General features: G+C 72.1%; 2 protein-coding genes. Both read right to left on the bottom strand.

Going from position 1 to position 3,008, the window contains the following annotated elements; genetic code table 11:
- Positions 1 to 22: 22 nt before the first annotated feature.
- Positions 23 to 1,039 (bottom strand): LacI family DNA-binding transcriptional regulator, encoded by a 1,017-nt coding sequence (locus ACFWEK_RS20400; RefSeq protein WP_430546614.1) that lies wholly within the window; start codon positions 1,037 to 1,039, stop codon positions 23 to 25.
- 126 nt (positions 1,040 to 1,165) lie between these two features.
- Positions 1,166 to 3,008, bottom strand: a 1,843-nt coding sequence (locus tag ACFWEK_RS20395) for an alpha-L-arabinofuranosidase C-terminal domain-containing protein (protein ID WP_430555221.1), incomplete at its 5' end; no start/stop codon positions are given.

The raw sequence follows: 3,008 nt of genomic DNA, 5'->3' as shown, positions 1-3,008 counted from the left end.
GGAGAGGGAGGAGGCGCGGGTGTCAGCCCGCGGCGCGCGGGGCCGCCGCCGTCGACCGGCGCACGACGAGCTCCGGCTCGAAGAGCAGCTCGTCGCGCGACACGGTGGCGCCCGCGATCATGCTGGCCAGGATGTCGACCGCCGCCCGGCCCATCGCGTCGATCGGCTGCCGGACGGTCGTGAGCGCCGGGTCGGTGGAGTTCATCAGCGCGGAGTCGTCGTAGCCGACCACCGACACGTCGCGCGGCACCTCGAGCCCCGCGCGCCGCACCGCACGGACCGCACCGAGCGCGAGCGGGTCCGACGCGCACAGGATCGCCGTCGCGCCGGCGTCGAGCAGGCGGCCCGTCGAGGCCTGCCCGCTCTCGAGGGAGTACTGGCTGTGCACCACGAGCTCGTCGGGGAGCTCGACACCGTGCCGCCGCGCGAAGCCGCGCGCCGCCGCGAGCTTGCGCTCCGACGGCACGTGGTCGCGCGGCCCCAGCAGCAGCCCGATGCGCGTGTGCCCCATGGACACCAGGTGCTCCAGCGCCTGGTGCGTGGCGATCAGGTCGTCGCACGAGACGTGCGGGAAGTCGAGGCTCTCGATCGACGCGTTGATGAGCACCACCGGCAGGTTCAGCGCCTGGAGCCGCTCGTAGTGCGCGTGGTCGGCGTCGCGCTCCGCGTAGAAGCCGCCCGCGAAGATGACCCCCGACACCTGCTGGCCCAGCAGCAGGTCGATGTACTCGGCCTCGGAGATGCCGCCCGCGGTGCGCGTGCACAGCACGGGCGTGTACCCCTGCTGCGCCAGCGCGCCGCCCACCACCTCCGCGAAGGCGGGGAAGATCGGGTTCGCCAGCTCCGGCAGCACCAGGCCCACCAGGCGCGGCCGGTCGCCGCGCAGCTTGGTGGGCCGCTCGTAGCCCAGCACGTCCAGCGCCGTGAGCACGGCGTCCCGGGTCGCCTGCGACACCCCGGGCTTGCCGTTGAGCACACGGCTGACCGTCGCCTCGCTGACCCCCACCTTCGCGGCCACGTCGGCCAGTCGTCTCGACATGCCTCGACTGTACACGCGATCACGCAAGCGGCTTGCGCTTCTTGCGTTCCTTGCGGAACGCGACGAACAGGTGGTGACGCACGCTCTGCGGGCTCAGAACGCGCGTCACCACCTGTTCGACGTGCACTACTTCCGGGGCGCCCGGACCGTGAGCCCCGCCGTCACCTCGCTCGGCGCATAGCGCGCGTCGCCCCCGTAGCGGAGGACGACGTCGTGCCGCCCCCGCTCGACCCCGGACGTCGGCAGGGTCACGGTGGCGCGCCCCCGCTCCAGGTCGGCCGTGACCGTCCGCCCGGCGAGCTCGACCGTCACCGTCCCGGTCGCCCGCGGCGCGGAGCCGCGGCCCCGGGCGGCGGTGACCGCCACGTCGACACGCGCGTCGGCGCCGGCGGCGACCGACGCGGGCTTCACCTGCGCCCGCACGGCGCTGGCCGTCTCCCCGGTCTCCCCCGCACGATCTGGGGCGAGCCGCAGGAACGTGATCGAGTGCGCCGGGAAGTCGTACGTGAACGACGTCCCCGCGCCCCCGAACGTCCGATCCACCGGGACCACGCGCTCGGGCCGGGTCTTGGTGTTGGTCGCCGACGGGTCGGCCGCCATCTCGGTGACGGACGCCGTCGCGGCCGGCTCGAAGCCGCCCGTCACCTCGACGTCGGTGCGCGCCACGGCGTCGCCGACGTTGACCACCTTGGCCACGAGCTCGCCGGTCTCCTCGTCGTGGGTCACGACCTGGAACAGCGACTTCGTCACCGGCTCGGTGTACGTGAGCTGCAGCTCGCCGTCGAGGTAGAGCTCGATGGTGCGCCCCTCGACGACGACCTTGATCCGGTAGTCACGGCCGTTCTCGAGCGGCGTGAAGGACTCCGCCGCCGCGACCTCGCCCTGGCGCGCGCCGTCGGCCCGCTCCAGCACGGACCGGGTGTTGCCCCAGCCGCCGACGTTCCACCAGTAGAAGTCGTCGCTCGCGCTCGCGCCGAACCCGACGAGGAAGCCCTCGGCGCCGCCCGTCCTCCGGGCCGTCACCTCCATCGTGTAGTCGTGCCAGTCCTCGTCGTAGGCCCCGGCGACCACGCTGCGCGCGTCCTCGACGCCCGCGTCGGACTGCACGTACGCGCCGTCGGTCACGGACCAGTCGCCGCGCTGCGCCTCCCACCGCGACGCGTCGTCGAAGCCGTCGGAGAACAGGACGTCGCCGGTCGCGTTGTCGGTGACCCGCACGTCGTCGTACTGCGCCTGCGTGAGCCAGGTCGACAGGAAGACGCCGCCGTCGACGTCCGGCGGGACGACGTCCGGCCCGTCGCCGAGCTCCGACGGGACCACCTGGTCGCCGGCGTTCGTCATGAACATCTTCTGGGTGTAGTAGTTCACCGAGCCCCACGACTCGTCGTTGTCGAACCACATCATGTCCGGCGACCACTGCACGTAGTCCTCGTTGGCGAACATCGGCGCGTACGAGGCCAGCTCGACGACGTCGGAGTTGCGCTCCAGCCCCGTCATGTAGGCCGCCTCCGCCAGCGCGTTGCCGAACGTGTTCCCCTTCGACGCGTACTCGCCGAGGAAGACGTGCGGGCCGCTGCGGTCGTAGGAGTCGTACCGCGCGTCGTTCGTGAGGAACCACGACGGGTCGTTGTAGTAGTGCTCGTCGACCATCGCCACGCCCTGCTCGCGGTTGAAGTCCCAGAGCTCGTCGAAGCGGGTGCCGGCGTCGTCGGGCCCGGAGTTGGAGATCACCGTGATGTCGGGGTACTCCGCCTCGATGGCGTCGCGGAACGCCGGGAAGTTCTCCTGGAACTTCGGGGTGTTCTCCTCGTTGCCCAGGCCGATGTACGGCAGGTCGAACGGCTCCGGGTGCCCCAGCTCGGCGCGCTTCGCGCCCCACTCGGTGTCGGTGGAACCCGTGGCGAACTCGATGAGGTCGAGGGTGTCCTGGATCCAGCGCGGGCGCCGGTCGTCGGTCATCTCCGGGATG

Origin of the sequence: Isoptericola sp. NPDC060257, from assembly GCF_042726645.1 — a bacterium.
GTDB classification, from domain to species: domain Bacteria; phylum Actinomycetota; class Actinomycetes; order Actinomycetales; family Cellulomonadaceae; genus Isoptericola; species Isoptericola nanjingensis.
Note: the sequence above shows the minus strand (reverse complement) of the source record. Positions and strands in the feature narration are given on the sequence as shown.